Source organism: Metapseudomonas resinovorans, from assembly GCF_002003485.1.
In the GTDB taxonomy this organism is placed as follows: domain Bacteria; phylum Pseudomonadota; class Gammaproteobacteria; order Pseudomonadales; family Pseudomonadaceae; genus Metapseudomonas; species Metapseudomonas resinovorans_D.
This window is the reverse complement of record NZ_BDMA01000085.1, coordinates 22,939-38,890: the sequence shown is the minus strand read 5'-3', so window position 1 is coordinate 38,890 and position 15,952 is coordinate 22,939. Positions and strand designations below refer to the sequence as shown.

Sequence of the window (15,952 nt, the reverse complement as noted above, 5' to 3'; positions counted from 1 at the left end):
ACCTCGGGTCAGTCGAGAGCCGCTTGCAGCTCGGGAGTACGGTTGCTGAAGGTGAGCAGGGTCGCTATCAGGGCGAGAATCGCCAGCACGGCAGCGGCCAGGGGAACTGTGGTGAGGCCGTAGCCCTGGCTGATGACCAGGCCTCCGACCCAGGCGCCAAGGGCATTGCCCATATTGAAAGCGCCGATGTTCAGGGTGGAAACCAGGTTCGGCGCGGCGCTGCCGAAGTTCACCACGTTGACCTGCAGGGCCGGCACGGCGGCGAAGGCGGCGGTGGCCCAGAGGAACAGGGTGATTTCCGTGGGGATAAGCGCGGCGCTGGTCCAGGTCAGGGCACTGGAGGCAACAGCCAGGGCAACGAACACGCCCATCAGGGTCTGTGCCAGTTTCCAGTCGGCCAGGCGGCCACCGATCACGTTACCCAGCGTCAGGCCAAGGCCGATCAGCAACAGGGTCCAGGTCACGCCTCGGGGCGAAACGCCGGTCACCTCGCCGAGCAGCGGCGCAACGTAGGTGAAGATGCAGAACACGGCGGCGGAGAACAGCACGGTGGTGGACAGCGCCAACCACAGCCCGGTACCCCGCAGGGCAGCGAATTCAGCGCGGATGTCGGTGGCTTCTTCATCGTCCTGGCGCGGCAGTACCCGCCACAGTCCGATCAGCGCAGCGATGCCGATCAGGGTCACGGCCCAGAAGGTCGAACGCCAGCCAGCGACCTGGCCCAGGGCGGTACCCAGGGGAACGCCCAGCACGTTGGCCAGGGTCAGGCCGGTGAACATCAGGGCGACGGCGGAAGCCTTGCGGTTGGCCGGCACCAGGCTCGCAGCCACCACCGAACCGATACCGAAGAAGGCGCCATGGCAGAGCGCGGTGACGACGCGCGCCAGCATCAGCAGGCCGTAGTTGGCAGCGATGGCGCAGAGCAGGTTGCCGATGATGAACACGCCCATCAGCATCAGCAGAGCGCGCTTGCGTGGCAGCTTCGAGGTGAGCATCGCCATGAACGGCGCGCCGATGGCGACGCCCAGCGCATAGCCGGTGACCAGCCAGCCCGCACCGGGGATGGACACGCCGAGGTCGGCGGCCACCTCGGGCAGCAGGCCCATGATGACGAATTCGGTTGTGCCTATCGCAAAAGCGGACAAGGCGAGGACGAGAAGCGCAGTAGGCATTGGCCTGCTCCTGGGAAGATTTCGGGTTGTGGCAGGTGCTGCAGTTACAGCTCGTCGCTCATCTGGCGAAGAAATTCAGCGATGACGGCTTCATTGCGTTTGAAGAAGTTCCATTGGCCCACCTTGCGGCTGGTCACCAGTCCGGCGCGCTGCAAGGTCGCCAGGTGCGTCGAGACGGTGGACTGGGACAGCCCGCAGCGTTGGTCGAACTTGCCGGCGCAGACGCCGATTTCGAATGGGTGGTCCTGCTCGACGAAGTACTTTTCCGGTTCCTTGAGCCACTGCAGCATCTCCCGTCGCACTGGATGGGCGAGTGCCTTGATGATTTCGTCTAGGTCGATGGGTGTGCTCATGGCGGTGGATTCGTATATCGAGATGGAACGAACTTTATATCGAGAAAAGACGATACGGGATTGTTTGTGCCAATAGTCATCATCGACCGCCATGATAAAACCGCCCTGGGGTAAGCTCGGCCAATGAACTACCTCGCTCACCTCCACCTCGGCGGCTCGCAGCCCGCGCAACTACTCGGCAGCCTATATGGCGACTTCGTCAAAGGGCCGCTGGCCGGGCGTTGGCCGGCAGATATCGAAGCCGGAATCCGCCTGCACCGGCGCATCGACGCCTTCACCGACAGCCATCCGCTCATCACCCAGGCCAAGCTGCGCTTTCCCAGCGAGCGGCGGCGCTTCGCCGGCATCCTGCTGGATGTTTTCTTCGACCATTGCCTGGCCCGCGACTGGCAGCTCTATGCCGCCGAACCGCTGGACGCCTTCACCCACCACGTCTACCAGGTCCTGGGCGACGAACCCGAACTGCCCGGCCGCCTGGCTCTTATCGCGCCTCGCATGGCCGCACAGGATTGGCTGGGGAGCTACCGGGAGTTCGAGACGCTGGAGCTGGTCATCAACGGGATTTCGCGACGTTTTTCCCGCCCCGAAGCGCTGGCCGGCGCCATGACCGAGCTGGAAGCCCTGTACCAGCCACTCAGCGATGACTTCCGGCACTTTTATCCACAGCTCCAGCAATTCGCAGGAACCCAGCAAAGCCACGGTTGATCTGCATCAAGGGAAACTTCTTACATCTGCAGTGGAATGGGCCTACAGGAATCCGCTACTGGAGGTGCCAGATGAAAGCATTGATGCTCGCGACCGACCTTTCCAACCGTTCCGACCGCGCCCTGCGGCGAGCGGCGCGCCTGGCCCATCAGTTCAACTGCCCTTGGTTCATCCTGCACGTGGTTGATGAAGACCAGCCGCAATTGCGCATCGAGCTGGAAGTGGAACAGGTCCGCCGTTATCTGAACGAGCAGATGGACTTTTTCACTGAGCTGGCCGGCCGCGCGCCGGAAATCTGGGTGGAAGTGGGCGACGCGGCCAAGCACATCGCCGATTGCACCCGCTGGGCCGAAATCGATCTGCTGGTCGTCGGCAGCCACCGTAAGAGCCCGCTGCGCGACATCTTCACAGGTACTACCCTGGAGCGCCTGCTGCGCACCAGCCATGTACCGATCCTGCTGGTGAACAAGGCGGCTGAAGACGACTACCTGATGCCCCTGCTGGCCCTGGACTGCTCCCCGGCTTCCGCCCAGGCGGTGCGTGCCGCCGACGCACTGGGTCTATTGCCGAAGACCGGAGCCAAGGCACTGCATGCCTTCGACCCGCTGGGCGGAGCCATGATGCTGGCGGCCTCTGCCGGCGTCGGGGCGATCCCGGGTGACTACGGCGCCGACGAACGCCGCCGTGCCACGGCTGCGCTGGATGAATTCCTGCTTCGCGAGGAGCTGGGCGGCCACATCGATCAGCGCCTGATCGAGGAAGGCCAGCCCATGACCGCACTGCGGCGCGTGCTGGAGCGCGACCCCGTCGACCTGCTGGTGATGGGCACGCGGGGATTGACCGGCATGAAGCGGATACTGATCGGCAGCGTCGCCGATGCCGCCATGCGCGAGCTGAACTGCGACATCCTCGCGGTACCGCCAATCCGCTGGCCGGACCAGGACAAGGCCTGACCGCCACTCAGGCGGCCAACGCCTCGTCGTCCTCCTCTACGAAGAGCGCCCGTTGCACGGCGCTCTTCGCTTTCTGGCTGAGCACCGTGCGAGTCAGTCCCTGGCTCGACACGGGTTCGAGCAGCTGGATTTCCACCTCTGCCCGGTCACTGCGCAGCAGGCGGACCAGATGCGAAAGCAGGTCGTCCTCGCCGATGAAGGGCGCGACATCGTCACGCTGGCCATCACGCAGGTAACGGATGGCCACCGGCTGCACCCGCACGCCAGTCTCCACGGCGCTGGTCAGCAGGCGACTGTGGAAGGCTTTCAGCAAGCTGCCGTCGGTGGTCGTGCCTTCCGGGAAGATCAGCAGGTTGCGGCCATCGCCCAGGTGACGGGCGAGTTGCTGCCCAACCAGTCCGCTATCCCCCGATCCGCGTCGGATGAACAGCGTGCCGGCCTTATGCGCCAGCCAACCGGCGACCGGCCAGGAGCGCACCTCGGACTTGGACAGGAACGACAACGGCGCCACGGCACCGAGCAGCGGGATATCGGTCCAGGACACGTGGTTGCTGACCCACAGCATCGGCTGATCCGGCACGCGGCCGCTGACGCGTACGCGAAACGGCAAGGCCCCGGTCAAGCGTTTGAGGAACCAGCGGGTGAGACGCTGCCGGCTAGCCATCAGCTCGGTCCGCCCCAGGCGTTCCAGTACGGTCACCCAGGCGGCCAGTGACAGGCCGAGGCCAATCACCGCCAGCAGCCGGATAACGCGAGCGTAGAAACGTACGGACTTCAGCATGCCCGGCCCTCAGACCGCCGCCTTGAAGTGGCGGGCATAACGCGGGCAGAGCTCATCGCGCTTGAGCAGGATGAACACGTCGGCCACCTGGAAATCCGGGTCCCAGCAGGGTTCGCCACAGACCTTCGCACCCAGGCGCATGTAGGCCTTCAGCAGCGGCGGCATCTCGGTGATCACGTTGCCCGGCAGCTCCAGCATGGGCAGCGGGTTCTTCGGCTCGGCGCGCAGGTGTTCGGTGCACAGGTAACGCTCGCGCAGGCGCTGCATGATGGCCTGGGCCTGGATACCGCCGTCCTGCATGGGAATGCTGGCGCAGCCCATCAGGTAGCGGTAGCCGCCCTGGTTCAGCACCTCGGCCAGTTCACCCCAGAGCACGGCGATGGTCGCGCCATTGCGGTAGGCCGGATCGACGCAGGTGCGGCCGATTTCAAGCACCGGGCCCTGCAGTTCGCCGAGTCCGTGGAGGCTGAATTCCTCTTCGCTGTAGAAGCGGCCCAGGTCGTGGGCGGCCTGGTGATCGAGCAGCCGGGTGGTGGCGACCAGCTCGCCGCTGTCCAGGTCGCGTACGCCGATGTGCTCGCAGTGCGGATCGTAGTCATCCATATCGAGACCGAACTCGGCGCCCTGCAGCTTGGCGTCGAACTCGGCGCTGAACACACGAAAACGCAGGGCCTGTGCCTCACGCAGCGCAGCGATGCCTTCCAGGCGCTCGGCCTGCAGGCGGCGAGGGCTTTTCCCGTTGGGTGCGACACTGTCGCGGGTCATGGCGATCTGGGTCATGAATAAGCCTCCGTAGGCCGGCTCGATCCCGGTTGCAGCCGGACGATCTTGTTGTGCAAGCTCAGGCTAGGTAGACCCGGTGTCACACCCATGACGGTCTCATGATGCTTGCATGACAACCCCCTTGAGGAATCCCCAATGCCCTGGCAACGCCTGCTCGAAGCTTCCGCCCGCCTGCCGTCCGGCCAGCCCCTGGACGACTGGTACGGCGCTCTGCTGGACCGATTGGGCGAGGTCACGCCCTTCGAACTCGCCGTCCTCGGCGGCAAGCTGGCGCCTACGCCCGGGCTGGCCTTCCTCGCGGGTTACCAGGGCGCCCTGCGACTGCTCTGGCCGTCAGCGCCGCTGAGCCTGGGTGCGCTGTGCGTCACTGAGAACCGCAGTGTGCGTCCGGCGGACATGCAGACGCGCCTGGCCAACCTCAGCCTCAGTGGTCGCAAGGATTTCGTCACGGCCGGAGATGCCGCCGACTGGCTGCTGGTGGCGGCCCGCGAAGAGAACGACGGCGAATCGCCGCGCCTGGCGCTGGTGGTGGTTCGCAATGGCGCTCCCGGTGTGCAGGTCGAACAGCTCAAGCCGTTGCCGCTGATGCCCGATGTTCCCCACGCCCGCCTGCATCTTGAAGGCGCCCATTGCGAACGCCTGGCCGGCGATGGCTGGGACGCCTACGTGAAGCCCTTCCGCAGCATCGAAGACCTTCATGTCCTTGCCGCGCTGGTTGCCTGGCTGTATGGCATCGGCCGCGACAGTGCCTGGCCGCAAGCGCTGCAACTGCGGTTGCTGGGCCTGCTCAGCGGCGCCGCCGAAGTTTCTCGCCAATGCGCCACCACCCCGACGATGCACCTGCTGCTGGCCGCCCTCTTTGCCGAGTTCAAGGCGCTGAAGCCGGAACTGGATACCGCCTTCGCCAGCGGTCCGGTGGAATGGGTCGACCTCTGGAAACGAGACCAGGGCGTGCTGGAAATCGCCAGCGGACCGAGGGCGAAGCGGCTGGAGAGGGCGCTGGCAGCACTGGGACTCTGACAGCTGTCTTGTAGGAGCGAATTCATTCGCGATACGGACCGAAGGGCCGTCGTGCGGGCTGATGTATACGGACAGCTGCGCTGTCCTTCGCGAATGAATTCGCTCCTACAGTCCGTGCCTTGATCCACGTCAGGGTGTACCCGTGGGAAATGCCTTACATCTGCGCGTCGCTTTTCCTATCGAGGTTTACATGCGTCGCGACCCCATCGTGCTGTTCGACAACGGCTCCCACCAATGCCTGATGTTCGACGACCTGGTCAGCGGCGACGGCGTGCAGTCCAACCAGTTCCTGATCACCGACCATGAGCAATACCTGCTGCTGGACCCGGGCGGCGACCTGACCTACACGCCGCTGTCGCTGGAGCTGTCCAAGCACATGCCGGTGCAGGACCTGACCTACATCTTCGCTTCCCACCAGGACCCGGACATCATCGCGTCCCTCGACAAATGGCTGCTGCACACCCGCGCACGGGTGATCTGCTCCAAGCTCTGGGCGCGTTTCCTGCCCCACCTGACCGCCAACTACCTGGCCATCAGCCACGGCATTTCAACCTACGACCGCATCATCGCCCTGCCCGACCGCGGCCAGTCCATCAACCTGGGCCGCTGCCAGCTCAAGGCCGTGCCGGCGCACTTCCTCCACTCGGTGGGCAACTTCCAGCTCTATGATCCGGTCAGCCGTATCCTCTTCTCGGGCGACATGGGGGCGTCGCTCGTCGACGACGCCACGCCGGTGCGCGATTTCGTCAACCACGTGCCGAACATGGAAGGCTTCCACCGCCGCTACATGGCCAGCAACAAGGTCTGCCGGCTCTGGGCCGACATGGTGCGCGGCATGGACGTGGAGATGATCGTCCCGCAGCACGGCCGCCCCTTCGTTGGCCAGGAAATGATCAGCGCGTTCCTCTACTGGATCGAGAACCTGGAATGCGGTCTCGACCTGCTCGGCCCGGACGACTACCGGTTGCCGCGCTGAACTGACTTATCGCGCCGAATAGCCACAGCAGCCGGCGCGTTCGGCGCTTTTTACCGTCACAAAGGCCGTGCTAGGTTCGCCCTTCGAAACCAGAAGAGGCCGAACAATGCCCATCCCCGTTCTACGACCGCTGGCCATGGCGCTCGGTTTGCTGACCGGCTTGGCCCAGGCTGAAACCTGGCCCGCCGCCGATTGGCAGCAAGCCCCGGCGTCCAGCACCGCAGCCGTGCAAGCCCTCGAGTCCTATGCCTTCCCGCAGCGCGACGATGGCGGCCGCAAGGGCGTGCGCACCGATGCCGTGGTGGTGATCCGCGATGGCGAGCTCATCTACGAGCACTACGCCGGCCCCACCCGCGCAGACACCCCGCACCTCACCTGGTCGGTGAGCAAGAGCCTGCTGGCCTCCGTCCTCGGCGTCGCCTATGGCGAGGGCCGCTTCAAGCTGGACGAGCCGGTTTCGCGTTACTACCCGGCCTTCGCCGGCCACACCAATGTCCACCTCGACCATCTGCTGCATTGGGCCTCCGGGCTCGCCTGGCAGGAGGACTACGAGTACGCCCCGCTGAAGTCCTCGGTGGTCGCCATGCTCTATACCCGTGGCCGTGGCGACATGGCTGCGTTCGCCGCTGCGCACCCGCTGGATGCGGTGCCCGGCAAGCGCTTCCGCTACTCCAGCGGCGACACCAACGTACTGTCCGCCACGCTGCGCGGCATGGTCGGCGAAAAGGCCTATGCGGAGTACCCCTGGACGGCGCTGTTCGAGCCCCTGGGCATTCGCTCGGCCGTCTGGGAAACCGACGCGGCCGGAACCTACGTCGGTTCCTCCTACAGCTACCTGACCGCGCGCGACCTGGCCCGCGTCGGCCTTTTGATGCAGCGCGGCGGTCGCTGGGGCGAGCGCCAGCTCCTGCCAGAGGACTGGGTCGCCTTCAACCGCAAGCCCTTCGCCCAATATCGACCCGATCCGGCCAAGCCCGGAGAGGCCGTACCCGGCGGCCACTGGTGGCTCAACGCCCAGATCGAGGGCAGCGCCAAACCCTGGCCGGACGCCCCGGAAGATGCCTTCGCCGCCCTCGGCCACTGGGGCCAGGCGCTGTACGTGTTGCCCAGCCAGAAACTGGTGATCGTGCGCTACGCCGATGATCGCGACGGCAGCTACCACCACAACGACTTCCTCAAGCTGGCCCTGGCCGCATTCGCCCCGGAGGTGCAGCCGTGATCGCCCGTCGCCCCGTTCTCAGCCTGCTGGTGCTCGCGCTCATCCTGCTGGCCGCCCTGGCCTGGCAGAATCGCCAGCACCTGGCGGCCTTCCCCGACATCATCAGCGCCTACACCGCCAAGGAGTACTGCTCCTGTCGCTACGTGATGGGCAACGACGCCGATTACTGCCAGGGCTATGTGAAGCAATACGTGCCCACCAGTGGTTTCCTCGACGACGCCGAGCACAAGCGCGTGACCGCCACCGGCCTCGGACGCAGCAGCACCGCCGCGTGGGTCAGCCCGCACCAGGGCTGCCGATTGATGCCGGCTGCGGACGGCAACCTCTAAAAACTAGCCAGTGCGCGCTTGTCCCCCTCACCCCCGTTCCCTCTCCCTGAAGTGGAGAGGGGTGACTCGCGCCGGTGAGGCACAAACAATCCTGAAGCTGTAACGCGGCGTCGCATTTGGCATTGCCTTGCAGGATGTTTGGCACATTGCCAAGCCGGCGATCTTGCAACTTGGTATGGCACAGCCAGGTGCCCCCCTTCAGGAATAGGTGTACTCGCTGTAGTCACTGACATCGACAGTCACTGCGTTGAACGATCCACGGATACGAACTCGGGAGAGGGCTTCTCCGGGTAATGTGACTACGTACGGGCCAAACTACTCCCGAGCCACCGAGGCTCCCGCCGGGAGCCGGAACGCCCAGCCAGCGCTTCCGTGAATCTTGAGGATTTGAGGAGCCCACCCAGCATCCAACTCAATGTCATTGCGGTATGGAATATGGAAGTCAGCTGGGGGGCCGGCTACTTGTAGGGTGCATTCGTCACTTTCGGGCTCCCACGTCCAGGAGGCTAGACGGCTGAGCCTGGCGTGGCTGCACAACGAGTTCCACACCAAAGGGCAGCCCGACGGTGTCGAACGCACCACGATCTCCCGTGGGCCGGCGGGCATCATCACCCACAATGCCGAGCGGTTTTGCATGAACTACGTCTTCAGGTTCTGAGCCCACGCAGGCCAGTTCCAGTACACGCTCCTCAAACAAAAAGCCCCCGTGCCTTGCGGCACGGGGGCTTTGTGTAGAAGCGGGGCTGATCAGCGCGTATTGATCTGCTGCTGCAGGTTCTGCACCTGGCTTTGAAGGGTGCTGATATTGCGCGTCATCTGCGCGCGGAAGGCGTCGAACTCCGCAGTGCTGGCGCCCTGGGACGGAGCCGGGCGGTTGTCCAGTTCACTGCGCAGCACCAGCAGGTCCTGCTCCAGGCCCTTGATTGCCTGGTTCGGGTTGCCCTGCTTCTTCAATGCTTCGACATCACTGCCCAAGCCCTTCAGACGGCTGTCGAACTGGGCCATGTCACCCTGAGCGGCCTTGAGTTTGCCCTGTTCGCTGGCCAGGCCGTCGAGCTTGCTGGCCAGTTGGCTACCCACCTGGGTCGCGGCGCCCTGGGCGGCCTTCACATCCGCCGCGAGCTGATCGACCCTCTTGCCCTGGCTGCCCAGCTGAGCGCTGGCAGCCTGCTGCTGCTTGGTCAGCTCGATCACCTTGGCCTGCAACTGCTTGATCTGCAGCTTCATGGACTCACTGCCGCTGGTCACGCTGGACTCGGTCGCCACCACCTTGCCGGTGATGTCCTGGATGCGGCCGGCCGCCTCTTCGCTGATCCGGGCGAAGCTTTCCTGGGTCGCCACCAGTTGCTGCTCCATCAGACTGATCTGCTGGAAGCTCCACCAGCCCAGGCCGGCGAGGGCGACGACCAGGGCGACCACCAGGGCCCACAGCGGCCCAGTGCTGGCGCCCTTGCTCACGGGAGCGGCGGTTGAATAACCATTGTTGTGGCGATGCACGGGCTCGGCCACCGGGTGATGGCCGAACTCGTCGCGATCACGGGCATCGGTAGTCAGGCTGGGGACATCATCCACTTCGTCGAGAGCGTCGTTGCGCATTGGGGAACCTTTGGAGAGAAAAGCAGAACCGCGAATGGCCGGGAGTATACCGGTTCCAACGGCGGTCTTCAGCGTCGCGCCACGGCGGTGCGGGGTGCACTGCGCAGGGGCGGCGACATTCGATTGACCACGCCAGGGCCCAGCAGTTCCGGGCTTTCCAGCCTGGTACGGGGCTTGCTAGCCAGTAGCCAGCCCCGGCACGGGGCCATGCCAGGAAATCGCCATCCGGAGCCGACGGCTCCGCCAGGCTTCCGCTCTTCGCCATGAAGGGCAGGAGCACACTTCGACCATGGGGGAAGAAGGAGTGGAATTGACCAAGGCTGTGCTGGATTGCATGCAGACCCTGCGGCGCCAGCTTCGTGACGAACAGGCTGTGGATATCCGCCTCAGCCAGCCCGACGCCATCTTGTCCATGCTCAACGCCTGCGCCGAATCCCAGCGCGACGCCACCCGCGAGCTAGGCGAACACCTCAGTATCCTGACCGGCATTCGCCTCAAGCCGCCGGTGCTCAGCGAGGAAGAACTGGTGCGCAAGTACACCCAGTACGCCGGCCCGCTGCGGGGTTAAGGCTGCTGGGCGCCCCACCAGGCACAGAATTCATCCAGTGCGGTCCAGACGCTCACCCGTGGGTCGTAGTCCAGGTTCTGCCGCGCGCGGCTGATATCCAGGGAGAAGTCCTTGGCCATTACCGCGACGGCCAGGCGATACAACGATGGCTCCGGCCGCCCCGGCAGAATCCGGCAGACGGACTCGTTCACGAGCGCAGCGCTGTAGGCCAGGCCATAGGGAATGTGCCGGGTCACCTGGGGGACACCCAGCTTGCGCAGCACATAGTTGATGACGTCCCAGATCGGCACCGGCTGGCCATTGCTGATGTTGTAGACCTGGCCGAGCGCCGGGCCGGCGGCCAGAAGGCCGCTGAACAAGGCGTCATTGAGGTTTTGCACGCTGGTGAAGTCGACCTTGTTCAGGCCGTTGCCGATGATCTTCAGGCGACCTTTGCGCTGCATGGCGATGAGTCGCGGAAAGATGCTGGTATCCCCGGCACCCGTGACGAAACGCGGGCGGAAGGCGATCACTTCGAGGCCGAACTCTTCGGCGGCGAACACCTTCTGCTCGGCCAGGTACTTGGTGGCGCCGTAATGATCGGAAAAGCGCTTGGGCACCTGTTCTTCACGGATTCCGACATGGGAGCGGCCATCGAAGTAGACCGAGGGCGAGGACAGATGCACCAGGCGCTTCACCCGCTGCTTCAGGCAAGCTTCGACCACATTTTCGGTGACCTGGACGTTGGCCTGGTGGAAGTGCTCGTACTTGCCCCAGACGCCGACCGCGCCGGCACAATGCACCACGGCATCGACGTCGTCGCACAGGCGCAGCACCAGGTCCGTGTCCGACAGGTCGCCCTGGACGAACTCCGCACCGCGCTTGACCAGATGCTCCACGCCCTCCGGCCGGCGCCCGTTCACCCGGACATCGAGCCCCTGCTCAAGCGCGAAACGTGCAAAACGCCCGCCGATGAAGCCACTCGCCCCTGTCACCAGAATCTTCATCTATGGTCCCCTGCCATGCGTCGTGATGCTCGCGACTCTAGCAGCCCTGGCACCTGCCAGGTGTGGCGTCGCGAGCCAATAGAACGACTCTGAACGCTATGCCCGGCCATCGTTCCCGCCCGAGTGAATGCCGTGGACTACCTTTGTCTGAATCCACCGCCAAGGAACCGCGCAGTGAACACGAAGACTTGGATGATCTATGGAGCCTACGGCTACACCGGCCAACTGGTGGCCGAGCAAGCCCTGCAACAAGGACTGACGCCAATCCTCGCCGGCCGCGACCCGGCCCGGCTGGAAGCCCTGGGGAGCCGCCTCGGCCTGCCGACTCGGGTCTTCGACCTGGCCGACCCGGCTCACGCCGCCGAACGCCTGGAAGGCGTCTCGGTGGTCGCCCACTGCGCCGGCCCCTTCTCCGCCACCAGCACGCCGATGATCCAGGCCTGCCTCGCCAGTGGAGCGCACTACCTGGACATCACCGGCGAGATCACGGTGTTCGCCCTCGCCCACGCCCAGGACGCGGCGGCGCGCAAAGCCGGCATCGTGATCTGCCCCGGCGCGGGCTTCGACGTCATTCCCACCGACTGTGTGGCGTCTTGCCTCAAGACCGCCCTGCCGGACGCCACGCACCTGGCGCTCGGCTTCGACTCCGACAGTGGGTTGTCCCCCGGCACCGCCAAGACCAGCATCGAGGGGCTGGCCCTGGGCGGCCAGGTACGGGAGAACGGCCGGTTGCGTCCGGTACCCCTGGGGCACCGACGCCGCGAGATCGACTTCGGCCGCGGCGCGAAATCAGCTGTGACCATTCCCTGGGGCGACGTGGCCACCGCCTTCTATTCCACCGGCATTCCCAATATCGAGGTCTACCTGCCGGCTCCCGCTGCCGTGGCATTGGGCATGCGCCTGATCGACCCGCTACGCGGCCTGCTGGCCAGCGATTGGATGCAGGCCAGGTTGAAGGGGCTGGTGACCCGGAACGTCGCGGGGCCGGACGAAACCACCCGCCTGCGTCGCCCCACCTGGGTCTGGGGCGAGGTGCGCAATGCCGCCGGGGAGCGCCGCGTCGCGCATCTTGAAACCGCCAACGGTTATCAGGTCACAGTGCATGGCGTGCTTCATACGGTGCGCCATCTGCTGGATTACCACGGTGAAGGCGGCTACTTCACGCCTTCGCGACTGCTGGGGGAGCGCTGCGTGGAGCAGTTGCCAGGCTCCGGCTCCATCCGCATCACCTGAACGACCAGTACGTGGGGTGTGCCACGCTTCACCGGCCCACCATGGGAGACGGGCCTGGAAGAGGGCGAGTGGTCTAGTGCAAGCCTCCGCATGACCTTGCAGTGCCCTTCCGTAGGGTGCGCCATGCGCACCGGTTCAGCGTCAGAAGGATAGTTGTGGCCCTTATGCCGCTGGTGCACGCGGCGCACCCTACAGACAGCCCCATCCGCAGCGCCGCTGTTATTGCGAGGACATGGGCACCAGCCAGCGGCTGGCGGCTGCGACCAGGTGATCGGTAAGCAGGCTGAGCAGTTCGCCGCCATGGCGCCAGTGGTGCCAATAGAGCGGTACGTCGATGGGCTGGTCAGGAATCAGCTCCTGCAACTCGCCCCGCGCCAGTTGAGCCCCAACCTGCTGCTCCGGCACCAGCCCCCAGCCGAGACCGCCCTCGGCCAGGCGCACAAAGCCTTCCGATGAGGGGCAGAGGTGATGGACGAAGCCCCCCTCGACTCCCAGCGCCGCCAGGTAACGGTGCTGCAGCAAGTCATCCGGGCCGAACACGATTGCCGGCGAGCGGGCCAATGCCCGGGGCGTAACGCCCTTGGGGAAATGCCGCTCGATGAATGCCGGGCTGGCCAGAGCGCGGTAGCGCATGGCGCCGAGCGGCACGCTGCGGGCGCCGGCCACTGGACGTTCCGCGGCGCAGACACAGGCCGCCACCTCACCGGCACGCATGCGCTTGAGACCGACTTCCTGGTCTTCCATCACCAGCTCCATCAGCACCCGCTGCTCAGCGCAGAAATCCCCCACGGCGGCGGCCCACCAGGTCGCCAGGCTGTCGGCGTTGAGGGCGATGCGCAGGTGCTCCGGCATGTCGCCCTGCTCGAGCGCCGGCACCTGGCGTTGCAGATCGCGCTCCAGCAAACGCACCTGCTGCACATGGTTGAGCAGGCGCGTGCCCACCTCGGTCGGCACCGGCGGCGTGGCACGCACCAGCACCGGCTGGCCGACCCGCGCTTCCAGCAGCTTGATCCGCTGCGACACGGCGGACTGCGACAGCCCCAACAGCTGGGCCGCACGCTCGAAACCACCCTGCTCCACCACGGCCGCCAGGGCGGCCAGCAACTTGTAGTCGAACAAATCAGTTTTCCTAATGAGAGATCAGCATGATTCGTTTTCCTTATACAGCCTCACGCCGCAGACTCGCCACACCCCAAAACGTCGTAGCGAAGGAAGCACCATGGCCGGCGAAACCGCACTCTCCACCCTGATCCGCAACATGTCGCCGCACCTCAATCCGGGCCAGTACGTGTTCTGCACCCTGGACGACGCCGCTCGCCTGCAAGGCAGCGTGCCGCTCGGCAGTTTCCGCGAGCGCGAAGGACTGACCGTGATCCTGGAGCGCGGCGAAGCCGACCGCCTGGGCCTGGCATACGTCTACAGCGCTGCCTGGATCACCCTCGAAGTGCATTCCTCCCTGAGCGCAGTGGGCCTGACCGCGTCCTTCGCCGGCGCCCTGGCGCAGGCCGGTATCAGCTGCAACGTGGTGGCGGGCTATTTCCACGATCACCTGTTCGTCGCCAGTGCCGACGCCGAACGCGCCGTTTCTACCCTGCGGGCCCTGGCGGCCAACGCCCAGGCGGAGTGAGCAACATGTGGCAGAGCTATCTGAACGGAATACTCGTGGCTGCGGGCCTGATCATCGCCATCGGCGCACAGAACGCCTTCGTCCTCGCCCAAAGCCTGCGCCGCGAACACCACCTGCCCGTGGCCGCCCTTTGCGTGCTCTGTGATGCGTTGCTGGTCAGCGCCGGCGTCTTCGGCCTGGCCACCCTGCTGGCGCAGAACCCGGTGCTGCTGGCCGTCGCCCGTTGGGGTGGCGTGGCCTTCCTGCTCTGGTACGGCATTCAGGCGCTGCGCCGCGCGGTGATGCCCGGCATCCTCGACCAGTCCGCTGAAACCGGGCCGCGCTCGCGCCGCGCCGTGCTGCTGGCGGCCCTGGCGGTCACCCTGCTCAACCCCCACGTCTACCTGGACACCGTCCTGCTGATCGGCTCCCTCGGCGCCCAGCAAACCGTCCCCGGCGCCTATGCCCTGGGCGCTGCCAGTGCCTCGCTGGTGTGGTTCTTCGCCCTCGCCCTCGGCGCCGCCTGGCTCGCCCCCTGGCTCGCGCGTCCAACCACCTGGCGTCTGCTCGACCTGGCCGTGGCGGTGATGATGTTCGGCATGGCGACACAATTGGTGAACGGAATCTGAGTGCGTCGGGTCCAGATGAGATAACCGCGCCAGAGCCCTGGCGGCAGGGCTTAACCACACAGTTGCTGCGTGGTTAAGCCCCATGCCCGATGCTATGATCCGGACTTCGCGGCAAAAAAGAGTACGAACTCGCAGCCGCTGTTTCGGCCGACCGTGAACGGCCCCGCGCCTGGCGCAAAAATCCCGACCTGATGATGAAGGAGATAGACATGGCTTTCGAATTGCCGCCGCTGCCTTACGAAAAGAACGCCCTTGAGCCGCACCTGTCCGCCGAGACCCTGGAATTCCACCACGGCAAGCACCACAACGCCTACGTGGTAAACCTGAACAACCTGGTTCCGGGCACCGAGTTCGAAGGCAAGAGCCTGGAAGAGATCATCAAGACTTCTTCCGGCGGCATCTTCAACAACGCAGCCCAGATCTGGAACCACACCTTCTACTGGAACTGCCTGAGCCCGAACGGCGGTGGCCAACCCACCGGCGCCCTGGCTGACGCCATCAACGCCGCTTTCGGTTCCTTCGACAAGTTCAAGGAAGAGTTCTCCAAGACTTCCATCGGCACCTTCGGCTCCGGCTGGGGCTGGCTGGTGAAAAAGGCTGACGGTTCCCTGGCCCTGGCCAGCACCATCGGCGCCGGCTGCCCGCTGACCAGCGGCGACACCCCGCTGCTGACCTGCGACGTCTGGGAACACGCCTACTACATCGACTACCGCAACCTGCGTCCGAAGTACGTAGAGGCCTTCTGGAACCTGGTCAACTGGGACTTCGTAGCCAAGAACTACGCTGCCTGAGACCCGCTCCAGCGGTAAGAGAAACCCGGCCATTCGCCGGGTTTCTTCATTTTTGCGCGTCATTCGTCGTCTTGTTGCGGTAAAAGGGAAAAATTGTCGGACACCCCCTCAAGGTCGGACCGGTTCGCACCGACATAAAGGAGAGGGGGAATCGAAAGCGGCGATCCCGGCAGTGGATCGATGCATTGAATAGTGGCATACGCATACTGGCCCTTTGACGGCCAGGGTCTGTTTGCCAATACTCACACCCGT

18 protein-coding genes are annotated in these 15,952 nt (G+C 65.1%); 11 read left to right on the top strand and 7 right to left on the bottom strand.

The genetic code is table 11. The annotated features are described in order from the left end of the window. Nucleotides 1-8: 8 nt before the first annotated feature. Nucleotides 9-1,172 carry an MFS transporter gene (locus MnOB_RS23340; protein WP_077526709.1) on the bottom strand — a complete coding sequence of 388 codons (1,164 nt, stop codon included), beginning with the start codon at nucleotides 1,170-1,172 and terminating at the stop codon, nucleotides 9-11. 44 nt (nucleotides 1,173-1,216) lie between these two features. After that, entirely contained in the window at nucleotides 1,217-1,525 is a 309-nt protein-coding gene (locus MnOB_RS23335) for an ArsR/SmtB family transcription factor (protein WP_077526707.1), read from the bottom strand. 123 nt (nucleotides 1,526-1,648) lie between these two features. On the opposite strand from MnOB_RS23335, the gene MnOB_RS23330 reads away from it, so the two are divergent. Beyond that, on the top strand, nucleotides 1,649-2,230 hold the full coding sequence (locus tag MnOB_RS23330) for an acyl carrier protein phosphodiesterase (protein ID WP_077526705.1): 582 nt from the start codon (nucleotides 1,649-1,651) through the stop codon (nucleotides 2,228-2,230). A 71-nt stretch (nucleotides 2,231-2,301) separates the two neighbouring features. Then, nucleotides 2,302-3,183, top strand: a complete 882-nt coding sequence (locus MnOB_RS23325; RefSeq protein WP_077526704.1) for a universal stress protein — start codon at nucleotides 2,302-2,304, stop codon at nucleotides 3,181-3,183. Between the two features lie 7 nt (nucleotides 3,184-3,190). On the opposite strand, the gene MnOB_RS23320 is transcribed toward MnOB_RS23325, so the two are convergent. Further along, nucleotides 3,191-3,964, bottom strand: a complete 774-nt coding sequence (locus MnOB_RS23320) for a lysophospholipid acyltransferase family protein (protein ID WP_199824585.1) — start codon at nucleotides 3,962-3,964, stop codon at nucleotides 3,191-3,193. A 9-nt stretch (nucleotides 3,965-3,973) separates the two neighbouring features. Next, nucleotides 3,974-4,744 (bottom strand): L-ornithine N(alpha)-acyltransferase, encoded by a 771-nt coding sequence (olsB, locus tag MnOB_RS23315; protein ID WP_077526702.1) that lies wholly within the window; start codon nucleotides 4,742-4,744, stop codon nucleotides 3,974-3,976. Between the two features lie 138 nt (nucleotides 4,745-4,882). On the opposite strand from olsB, the gene MnOB_RS23310 reads away from it, so the two are divergent. The 4 genes from MnOB_RS23310 (at nucleotide 4,883) to MnOB_RS23295 (ending at nucleotide 8,291) form a co-directional block, all read left to right on the top strand. Next, nucleotides 4,883-5,767 (top strand): acyl-CoA dehydrogenase family protein, encoded by an 885-nt coding sequence (locus MnOB_RS23310; protein ID WP_077526700.1) that lies wholly within the window; start codon nucleotides 4,883-4,885, stop codon nucleotides 5,765-5,767. A 190-nt stretch (nucleotides 5,768-5,957) separates the two neighbouring features. Further along, nucleotides 5,958-6,743: an oxygen-binding di-iron domain-containing protein gene (locus MnOB_RS23305; protein WP_077526698.1), complete on the top strand. Its 786-nt coding sequence runs from the start codon at nucleotides 5,958-5,960 to the stop codon at nucleotides 6,741-6,743. A gap of 106 nt (nucleotides 6,744-6,849) precedes the next feature. Then, nucleotides 6,850-7,962 (top strand): serine hydrolase domain-containing protein, encoded by a 1,113-nt coding sequence (locus MnOB_RS23300; protein ID WP_077526696.1) that lies wholly within the window; start codon nucleotides 6,850-6,852, stop codon nucleotides 7,960-7,962. Continuing rightward, a complete protein-coding gene (locus MnOB_RS23295) occupies nucleotides 7,959-8,291 on the top strand; it encodes an amidase (RefSeq protein ID WP_077526694.1) in 333 nt (110 codons plus the stop codon). The genes MnOB_RS23300 and MnOB_RS23295 overlap by 4 nt, the downstream gene beginning before the upstream one ends. Before the next feature lie 747 nt (nucleotides 8,292-9,038). On the opposite strand, the gene MnOB_RS23285 is transcribed toward MnOB_RS23295, so the two are convergent. Next, a complete protein-coding gene (locus MnOB_RS23285; protein ID WP_077526690.1) occupies nucleotides 9,039-9,887 on the bottom strand; it encodes an ATPase in 849 nt (282 codons plus the stop codon). Between the two features lie 289 nt (nucleotides 9,888-10,176). Between MnOB_RS23285 and MnOB_RS23280 the strand changes: the two genes are divergently transcribed. Then, nucleotides 10,177-10,455, top strand: a complete 279-nt coding sequence (locus MnOB_RS23280) for a hypothetical protein (RefSeq protein WP_218649326.1) — start codon at nucleotides 10,177-10,179, stop codon at nucleotides 10,453-10,455. Here the strand turns inward: MnOB_RS23280 and MnOB_RS23275 are convergent. Next, nucleotides 10,452-11,441, bottom strand: coding sequence for an NAD-dependent epimerase/dehydratase family protein (locus tag MnOB_RS23275; RefSeq protein ID WP_077526688.1), 990 nt, complete (start codon nucleotides 11,439-11,441; stop codon nucleotides 10,452-10,454). The genes MnOB_RS23280 and MnOB_RS23275 overlap by 4 nt on opposite strands. Before the next feature lie 192 nt (nucleotides 11,442-11,633). Here MnOB_RS23275 and MnOB_RS23270 point away from each other — a divergent pair, with 192 nt between their 5' ends. Next, complete coding sequence (locus tag MnOB_RS23270; RefSeq protein ID WP_077526686.1) at nucleotides 11,634-12,674, top strand: saccharopine dehydrogenase family protein; 1,041 nt, start codon at nucleotides 11,634-11,636, stop codon at nucleotides 12,672-12,674. A gap of 219 nt (nucleotides 12,675-12,893) precedes the next feature. Here MnOB_RS23270 and MnOB_RS23265 read toward each other — a convergent pair whose 3' ends face one another. After that, nucleotides 12,894-13,793: a LysR family transcriptional regulator ArgP gene (locus MnOB_RS23265; protein ID WP_077526685.1), complete on the bottom strand. Its 900-nt coding sequence runs from the start codon at nucleotides 13,791-13,793 to the stop codon at nucleotides 12,894-12,896. A 100-nt stretch (nucleotides 13,794-13,893) separates the two neighbouring features. Between MnOB_RS23265 and MnOB_RS23260 the strand changes: the two genes are divergently transcribed. The 3 genes from MnOB_RS23260 (at nucleotide 13,894) to sodB (ending at nucleotide 15,700) form a co-directional block, all read left to right on the top strand. Next, the gene (locus tag MnOB_RS23260) at nucleotides 13,894-14,301 is read left to right on the top strand and encodes an ACT domain-containing protein (RefSeq protein ID WP_077526684.1); all 408 of its coding nucleotides are present in this window, start codon (nucleotides 13,894-13,896) and stop codon (nucleotides 14,299-14,301) included. A gap of 5 nt (nucleotides 14,302-14,306) precedes the next feature. Continuing rightward, nucleotides 14,307-14,909, top strand: a complete 603-nt coding sequence (locus MnOB_RS23255; RefSeq protein WP_077526683.1) for a LysE/ArgO family amino acid transporter — start codon at nucleotides 14,307-14,309, stop codon at nucleotides 14,907-14,909. Nucleotides 14,910-15,118: 209 nt separating this feature from the next. Beyond that, the gene (sodB, locus tag MnOB_RS23250; RefSeq protein WP_077526681.1) at nucleotides 15,119-15,700 is read left to right on the top strand and encodes a superoxide dismutase [Fe]; all 582 of its coding nucleotides are present in this window, start codon (nucleotides 15,119-15,121) and stop codon (nucleotides 15,698-15,700) included. The last annotated feature ends 252 nt before the right edge of the window (nucleotides 15,701-15,952 follow it).